Below are 8,287 nucleotides of genomic sequence, written 5' to 3' on the forward strand. Positions count from 1 at the left end.
CTGTTCCTGAACTGCATCTTGACTTCCGTGCCGAATCATTGCAACCCTCTAATCGGTCGCGCCGGTTCTGGGCGCCGACCCCGGCGGCCGCGCCTCTTCTTCGCGGGCCGCGAATCTGAAGGGACCCCACGCGGATGCTTGAACAGGCGAAGCGCTACACCGGCTACACGGCGTACGACTACCTGGAGGCCGGCAAGGACTTCAAGAAGTTCCGGTACGCCGAGCAGATCAGCCGGGTGCCGGCCTACGCCGGCCTCGACCTCTCCGACAGCCAGCGGGAACGCACGCAGCGGCTGCTGCGCGACGAGATCGTCATCTCGCTGCACGACCACGTCCAGGTCTTCCCCGAGGACATGGGCCAGCTCCGCGAGCACATCCGGGCCGGCCGCGAACCCACCGGCTACCTCGGCCTGTCCCGCTCGGGCATGACCGCCGTGTTCGACAACGGCATGGACGGCACCTGCTGCATCTCCAGCGACGCCGGCTGGAAGTACACCGACGTCCTGTTCGACCTCGGCGTGCGGATGGCCGACATCGCCCACCAGGACTACGTGATCAAGGCCGAGTCGCTCAAGGACATCTACCACGCCCACGAGACCGGCCGGCTCGCGCACGTGTTCGCCCTCGAAGCCGCCACCATGATCGAGAACGAGGTCGACCGCCTCGACGTGCTCTACGGCTTCGGCGTCCGGCAGATCGGTATCGCCTACTCCGAGGCCAACATGCTCGGCGGCGGCCTCAAGGAACGCGGCGACGGCGGCCTGACCTACTTCGGCGAGCGGGCCGTCGAACGCATGAACAAGCTCGGCCTGGCCATCGACATCTCCCACTCCGGCGACCGCACCGCCATGGACGTGATCCAGAAGTCCACCAAGCCGGTGTTCATCACCCACTGCGGCTCCCGCGAGGTGTGGCCGACCAACCGGATGAAGCCCGACGCGGTCATCGCCGCCTGCGCCGAGCGCGGCGGGGTGCTCGGCCTGGAGGCCGCCCCACACACCACCCTGTCCCCGGCCCACCCCCGGCACAGCCTGGAGTCGGTCATGGACCACTTCGTCCACGCGGTCGACCTCATCGGCATCGACCACGTCGCCTTCGGCCCCGACACGCTCTTCGGCGACCACGTCGGGCTGCACGACGCCTTCGCGGCGAACCTGTCCACCAAGGAGGCCCACGGCCGGGTCGAGTACCCCAAGGTCGAGTACGTCGACGGCCTGGAGAACCCCGCCGAGTGCTTCTACAACATCATCGGATGGCTCGTGGCCCACGACTACTCCGACGACGAGATCCGCAAGGTCATCGGTGGCAACACCATCCGCGTCCTCGAGGAGGTCTGGGTCTGATGCGTCTCCGCCTACCCCTCGTCGCCGTCACCGCGCTCGCCGCGGTGGTCGCGACGGCAGCCTGCAGCCCCAGCGCGCCGAGCGACTCGGCCGCCCAGGGCGGCGACAAGAACGCCACCCTCACCATCGCCACCACCACCGACGTGGTCAACTTCAACCCGCTGCTGGGCAACAGCCGCACCGACGGCTGGATCACCAACCTGATGTACCCGCGGCTGCTCACCATCGACGCCAACGGCGCCAAGCAGTCGTACCTGGCCGCCGACCGCGGCTACAGCGACCCCACCACCGGCTTCTACGAGCTGCGCGGCGACATGAAGTGGAGCGACGGCACCGCCGTCAGCGCCGCCGACGTCGCGTACACCATCAACACGATCATGACGAAGAAGCCCGCCGGCAACGTCGTCTACGGCCAGCTCGCCAACGTCGAGTCCGCCTCCGCCCCGACGGCCACCCGGGTCGAGCTGAAGCTCAAGCGACCCGACGCCACCGTCGTCGACGAGGTCGGCTTCTGGATGAACGTCGTGCCCAAGCACGTCTTCGAGAAGGCCCCCGACGCGGGCACCTTCGCCAACAACAGCGACTGGGTCAGCGCCGGGCCGTTCAGGCTCACCACCGTCGCCAAGGGCCAGAGCTACACCCTGGAGCGGGTCACCCCGTACCCGATGGCCCCCGCCGGCACCCCCAACGTGGCCAAGGTCGTCTACCGGGTCTACCCCGACGTCAACACGGAGATCCTCGCGTTGCGCAACGGCGACGTGGACCTCATCGCCAACGCCCTGCCCCCGGCCCAGGTCAAGACCCTCCAGTCGACCCCCGGAGTCAAGGTCCAGGAGGTCCCCGGCCTCGGGTACGCCCACATGACGTACAACATGACCCGCAAGCCCCTGGACAACCTCAAGGTGCGGCAGGCCCTCGCCCACGCCGTCGACTACGAGGCCATCCGCTCCGTCGTGCTGCAGGGCCAGGCGGTCACCACCGGCTCCAGCCCCATCCCGCCGGTGCTCAAGGACTTCGTCAAGCCCGACCTCAAGGAGTACGCCTTCGACCCGGAGCTGGCCCGCAAGCTGGTCACCGAGTCCGGCGTCGGCACCCTGCGCCCGCTGACGATGATCTACTCGCTGCAGGACGCCGTCACCTCACAGTGGGCGCAGCTGGTCAAGGACAACGCCGCCCAGGCCGGCATCACCATCGAGCTGCAGGGCATGGACCGCAACACCTACCTGGCCAAGACCGCCGCCGGCGAGTACGACATCTACGCCGGCAACTTCGCCATCATGGACGACCCGGCGACCAACATGGCCCTGACGTTCCTGCCCGACGGCGCCATCAACTACACCAAGGTCGACGACCCGGCGCTGAGCGCGCTGATCACCAAGGCCACCGCGACCACCGACAAGGCCGCCCAGAAGGACCTGATCTGGCAGGCCGCCACCCTCGTGCACGACAACGTCTACGACAACGTCATGTACATGCAGAACCTGTACGTCGCCCACAGCGACAAGTGGGACGGCTTCGTGGTCAAGCCCAGCGAGCTGCTGTCGGTGGTCGACCCGCAGTCCCTGGCGAACGCGCGGAAGGTCGGCTGAGCGGATGCCACCGGTTGTCGGCTTCGTCGCGCGGCGGCTCGGACGGGCGGTCCTGACGCTCTGGTTCGCCACCACGATCACCTTCCTGCTGCTGCGGCTGCTGCCCGGCAACCCGGCGCTCGCCGTCGCCACCCCCAACATGACCCCACAGACCCAGGCGATCCTGCTGCGCCAGTACGGCCTCGACGAGCCCCTGCTCGTCCAGTACGGCAAGTACCTGTGGCAGCTCGTCCAGGGCAACCTCGGGGTCTCCATCACCCAGTCCGTTCCGGTGACCGACGTGCTGCTGGAACGCCTCCCGTGGACCCTGCTGCTCACCGGGTCCTCCCTGCTGGTGACGGTCGCCGTCGGCATCCCCCTCGGGGTGCTGGCGGCGACCCGCCCCAGCGGGCTGCTCGACCGGCTCGTCCAGGTCGGCGGCGTCGTCGGCCAGTCGGTCTTCGTGCCCAGCGTCGCGATCGCGCTGCTGTTCCTGTTCGGCCTGCAACTGCGGTGGCTGCCCATCGGCGGCGCGTACAGCCCCGGCGTCTACGGCGGGCAGTGGTACCTCGACGTGGCCGCCCACCTGGTGCTGCCCTGCGTCAGCCTCGTCCTGGTGCAGCTCGGCTCCTACGTGCTGACCCTGCGGGCCACCCTCATCGACTCCCTCGGCGAGGACTACTGCGTCCTGGCCACCGCCAAGGGCCTGCCCCACCGCAAGGTGGTGTGGAAGCACGCCCTGCGCAACGCGCTGCTGCCCACCACCACCCTGGTCGGCCTGCAACTGGGCTTCCTCGTCGGCGGCGCGGTGCTCACCGAGACCGTCTTCGCCTACCCGGGCATCGGCCGGGGCATCTACGAGGCGGTCACCCAGCTCGACTACCCCGTCCTGCAGGGCGCGTTCGTCCTGCTCGCCGCGACCGTCGTGCTCGCCAACGTGGTCACCGACCTGGCGTACGGCCTGCTCGACCCGAGAGTGAGGACCCAGTGACCGCCGCCGGCATCGCCCTCGACCAGGTCGTCGCCGACCAGCCGACCGCCGCGAGCGCCACCTGGACGGCGTTCCGCCGCAACCCGCTGGGCCTGGTCTCCCTCGCCGTGCTCGCCGCCCTCGTCGTCGTCGCGGTCGCCGCCCCGCTCATCGCCGACTACCCCGGCGGCTACGGCCCGGCGGTGCTCACCCCGCCGTCCGGGCAGCACTGGTTCGGCACCGACAACCTCGGCCGCGACATCTTCGCCGAGGTCGTCTGGGGCACCCGGATCAGCATGCTCGTCGCCGCGCTCTCCTCCGCCCTGGCCATCGTCATCGGCGTGCTCGTCGCGGTGCTCGGCGCGTACTTCCCGAAGGTCGACACCATGGTCGGCACGGTCGTCGACCTGGCCCTGTCGCTGCCGGTGCTGCCCCTGATGATCCTCGTCGCCGCCCTGGCCGGGCCCAGCCTCGCCACCGTGGTCGTGGTCATCGCCCTGTTCTCCTGGCCGGAGGTGGCCCGCGTGGTCCGCTCCCAGGCCCTGGCCGTGGTCCGGCTGCCCTACATCGACGCCGCCCGGCTCACCGGCGGCTCCTGGCTGTGGATCATCCGCCGGCACCTGGTGCCCGCCGTCGCCCCCGTCATCGTGGTGTCGGTCGTGCTCACCGCCTCCCGGGCCGTGCTGTCGGCCGCCGGCCTGGCCTTCCTCGGCCTCGGCGACCCCAACAGCTGGTCGTGGGGCCGGATCCTCTACGAGGCCCAGCAGTCCGGCGCGATGTCCAGCGCCTGGTGGACCACCCTGTTCCCCTCGCTGGCGATGCTCGCCCTCGTCGTCTCCGCCACCCTCATCTCCATCGCCTACAACGACGCCCGCAACCCACGCACCCGGGAGAACTGACGTGCTGTCGACCCAACGGCTCCCCGTGGACTTCTACCGCTCGGTGCAGGACGACGTGCGCGCCGCCGCCGACCGCGCCGGCCTGGCCGCCGTCCTCACCGACCACCCCGACGACGTCGCCTACCTCACCGGCTTCTTCCACCACCCCTGCGAACGACCGGTGGCCGTGCTGCTGCCCGTCGACGGCCCCACCCGGCTGCTGCTGCCCGAGCTGGAACGCGAGCACGCGCAGGCCCAGCACGCCGCCGCCGACCTGGTGTCCTACCCGGAGTTCCCCGGCCGCGTCCCGCCGTTCACCCACCTGCGCGACGTCGCCGGCCGCGTCGGCCACCCCGGCAGCACCGCCGCCGCCCGCGTCGCCGAGATCGCCCGGGACCTGCCCCGCGCCGAGCTGGAGATCGCCGACGTGGTGGGCACGGCCCGGCTGCGCAAGCGGCCCGAGGAGATCGCCCTGCACGCCGAGGCCGCCCGGATCACCGACCTCATGCTGGTCGCCGGCCGCGACCTTGTCGAACAGGCGCTCGCCGCCGGCGGCGAGCTGCCGAGCGAGGCCGAGCTGGCCGCGCACGTCACCCGGGTCGGCACCGCCACGATGTACGCCGACCACGCCGACGTCGTGGTGGTGTCCCTGCTCGCCGGCGGCCTCGTCTACGCCGGCCCCAACAGCGCCCACCCGCACGGCCTGCCCTCGGGCTACCGGCTGCGCCCCGGCGACACGTTCATGCTCTCCCTCGGCTGCGCCGTCGGTGGCCGGTACGTCGAGGGGGAGCGCACGTTCCTCCTCGGCGAGCCCAGCGCCGAGCAGCGCCGCTACTACGAGGCCGTGCGTGCCGCCCAGCAGGCCGGCACCGAGTTCCTCGCCCCGGGCGTGGTCTGCGCCGACGCCAACCGGCACTGCCTCGACGTGATCCGCGACGCCGGCCTGGCCGGGTTCCTGCGCCACCGGCAGGGCCATGGCATCGGCCTCGGCATGCACGAGCCGCCGTGGCTGGAGGACGGCGACCCGACCGTGCTGGAGGAGGGCATGGTCGTCTCCAACGAGCCCGGCATCTACGTGCCCGGCCACGCCGGCTACCGCATCTCCGACTCGATGCTGATCACCGGATCCGGGGCCCGCCCCTTCACCAGCTACCCCCGTTCCCTCGACGACGTCGTCATCCCCGTCCCCTGAGCCGCCGTCCCGTCCCCTGAGGAGTGCCTGCCGTGCGACTGCCGATCAACGGAAACGAACTGGAGGTGGAGGTCTTCGGCGCCGAGGACGCTCCGCTGCTCATCGCCCACCACGGCGCGCCCGGCCTCGGCTCCCGCGCCGAGCCCCGCGCCACGTTCCGGCCGTTCGCCGACACGTTCCGCGTCCTGGTCTTCGACGCCCGCGGCAGCGGCGTCAGCGAGGGCCGGCCGCCGTTCACCCACGAGCAGTGGGTCGCCGACGTCGACGCGCTGCGGGAGTGGGCCGGCGCGGAGCGGTTCGTCCTGGCCGGCGGCTCCTACGGCGGCTTCATCGCCATGGAGTACGCGATCCGCCACCCGGAGCGGCTCACCGCCCTCGTGCTGCGCGACACCTCCGCCGACCACGAGAACGAGAAGGCCGCCCGGCACAACGCCGAGACATCCACCCGTGTGAAGATCGACCCCGACAAGCTGGACCGCATCAACACCGGACGGGTGCGTGACGATGACGACCTGCGGGACTGCTGGCGGGAGATCCTGCCGCTCTACGACCACGTCTACGATCCGGCGGCCGTCGAGGCCAAGGTCGAGGCCACGTTCTACCGCTACGAGACGCACAACCACGCGTTCGCGGTGAACCAGCCCGCGTACGACATCAAGGCCGACCTGCACCGCATCACCTGCCCGACGCTGGTGACCGTGGGCCGCGACGACTGGATCACCCCGGTGGCCAGCAGCGAGACCATCGCCGCCCTGATCCCCGACGCGCGGCTGGTGGTGTTCGAGAAGTCCGGCCACTCCCCGCAGGTGGAGGAGGCCGAGCTGTGGCGCGAGACGGTACGCGACTTCCTGCGCGAGGTGGGGGCGGATGAGCAGCGGTCCTGAGCACCTGGACGACCTGGACCGGCGGATCATCCTGGCCCTGCAGGCCGACGGGCGGGCCACCTGGACCGAGATCGCCGAGCGGTGCCAGACGTCGGTGACCACCGTGGCGCGCCGCGGCCAGCAGCTGCTGCGCGACGGCATCGTCCGGGTCGCGGTGATGCCTGACGTCGAGTACCCGGGCGCGGCGGACCTGTTCGTGCTGCGCATCACCTGTGAGCCGGGCACCCAGAAGCGGGTGCTGGCCCAGCTCGCCGACCGGGCCGACCTGCGCTTCCTGGCCCTGGTCACCGGCCCGGCGGACATCATCGCCGAGCTGAGCCTGCGCCGGGGCGACTCGCTGCACGCCCGGATCGTCGAGGAGATCCAGGCGATCGAGGGCGTGCAGCGCTGCGACACCGACCTGACCCTGCACGTCTACAAGGTCTCGCACGACTGGGGCCAGCAGCTGGTCGTGCCGGGCACGCCCGACACCGTGGTCGAGGTGCACCAGTGCGCGCCGGGTCACTTCGACGCCGCCGACGAGAAGATCATCGACTTCATGCAGGAGGACGGCCGGGCCAGCTTCCGCGCGGTCGCCAAGGCCCTCGGCGTCGACGAGAGCACGGTGCGCCGCCGGTTCGAGGTGCTCCAGCGCCGGGGCTGCATCAGCGTGGTCACGCTGGTCTCCGCGCCGGCGCTCGGCTTCGAGTCCGAGATCATCTTCAACATCACCGTCGACCCGGCCCGCCTCGACACCCTCGCGCACGAGCTGGGCACCCACCGGGGCGTCCGGTACGTCGCGGCCACCCTCAACCGCAACGCGCTGTTCTGCGAGGTCATCCTGCCCACCACCGACGACGTGCACGCGTTCACCACCCGTACGCTCGGTCGCCTCGACGGGGTGCAGGGCTGGACGGCCAGCATGGTGCTGCTCACCATCCGGCGGGGCTTCGTCGAGACCCCCTGGTGGCGCGACAACGTCTGAGGCGGGCATCCGGGCAGGTCGGAGGCCTTCTCCGTCAAGGAGGGGGGTCGATTTTGCGGGCCCGAGGGGACGGTAGTAATGTTCTGTTCCGGCAGGGAAACGGGCGCCAGGTGGGAGACCACGGCGGACGGCCTGCCGGACCCCAGGAAGCCACCGGCGGATGCCGGGTGCAGAATGGTGGCCGTAATTCGGGTGGAAGCGGGTCGGATCGGGATTCTCCGGTTTGACAGTGCGGAAACCGGAGGGTAACGTAGTAAAAGTGCCCAGCGCGAAAGCGGGGGGCGCGGATGAACGGAATGCCCCGGATGGGGCCCCCGGGTTTGGGGGTTTCGGATGGTGTGTGGTTGTTCTTTGAGAACTCAACAGGGTGCTTGATAAGCCAGTGCCAAGTAGTTTGATACCCCGCGCTGGGTCGGCTTTGCCGGTCTGGTGGGGATTTCTTTGGCAACACTTTGTTGTCGGGATGGATTGTTCAACAGGTTTTTGTT

General features: G+C 70.3%; 7 protein-coding genes. All 7 read left to right on the forward strand.

The annotated features are described in order from the left end of the window. Positions 1-134 precede the first annotated feature (134 nt). The 7 genes from GA0070558_RS29890 to GA0070558_RS29920 are packed head-to-tail and all read left to right on the forward strand — an operon-like array spanning position 135 to position 7,799. Positions 135-1,343 (forward strand): dipeptidase, encoded by a 1,209-nt coding sequence (locus tag GA0070558_RS29890; RefSeq protein ID WP_091286073.1) that lies wholly within the window; start codon positions 135-137, stop codon positions 1,341-1,343. Continuing rightward, complete coding sequence (locus GA0070558_RS29895) at positions 1,343-2,932, forward strand: ABC transporter substrate-binding protein (protein ID WP_091286076.1); 1,590 nt, start codon at positions 1,343-1,345, stop codon at positions 2,930-2,932. The genes GA0070558_RS29890 and GA0070558_RS29895 overlap by 1 nt, the downstream gene beginning before the upstream one ends. A 4-nt stretch (positions 2,933-2,936) precedes the next feature. Continuing rightward, entirely contained in the window at positions 2,937-3,902 is a 966-nt protein-coding gene (locus tag GA0070558_RS29900; RefSeq protein ID WP_077937912.1) for an ABC transporter permease, read from the forward strand. Further along, the gene (locus GA0070558_RS29905; protein WP_091286080.1) at positions 3,899-4,780 is read left to right on the forward strand and encodes an ABC transporter permease; all 882 of its coding nucleotides are present in this window, start codon (positions 3,899-3,901) and stop codon (positions 4,778-4,780) included. Before GA0070558_RS29900 ends, GA0070558_RS29905 begins: the two co-directional genes overlap by 4 nt. Before the next feature lies 1 nt (position 4,781). Continuing rightward, positions 4,782-5,951, forward strand: a complete 1,170-nt coding sequence (locus GA0070558_RS29910; protein WP_198956583.1) for a M24 family metallopeptidase — start codon at positions 4,782-4,784, stop codon at positions 5,949-5,951. Between the two features lie 32 nt (positions 5,952-5,983). Beyond that, a complete protein-coding gene (locus GA0070558_RS29915) occupies positions 5,984-6,835 on the forward strand; it encodes an alpha/beta fold hydrolase (protein ID WP_091286084.1) in 852 nt (283 codons plus the stop codon). Continuing rightward, a complete protein-coding gene (locus tag GA0070558_RS29920) occupies positions 6,819-7,799 on the forward strand; it encodes an Lrp/AsnC family transcriptional regulator (protein ID WP_077937915.1) in 981 nt (326 codons plus the stop codon). The genes GA0070558_RS29915 and GA0070558_RS29920 overlap by 17 nt, the downstream gene beginning before the upstream one ends. Positions 7,800-8,287: the final 488 nt, after the last annotated feature.

The sequence above is a fragment of the Micromonospora haikouensis genome, from assembly GCF_900091595.1.
Taxonomy (GTDB): domain Bacteria; phylum Actinomycetota; class Actinomycetes; order Mycobacteriales; family Micromonosporaceae; genus Micromonospora; species Micromonospora haikouensis.

Bases quoted from the DNA above. Each gene is read 5' to 3' on its own strand.
- GA0070558_RS29890 (WP_091286073.1), top strand. From the start codon at position 135: ATGCTTGAACAGGCGAAGCGCTACACCGGCTACACGGCGTACGACTAC.
- GA0070558_RS29920 (WP_077937915.1), top strand. From the start codon at position 6,819: ATGAGCAGCGGTCCTGAGCACCTGGACGACCTGGACCGGCGGATCATC.
- GA0070558_RS29895 (WP_091286076.1), top strand. From the start codon at position 1,343: ATGCGTCTCCGCCTACCCCTCGTCGCCGTCACCGCGCTCGCCGCGGTG.
- GA0070558_RS29900 (WP_077937912.1), top strand. From the start codon at position 2,937: ATGCCACCGGTTGTCGGCTTCGTCGCGCGGCGGCTCGGACGGGCGGTC.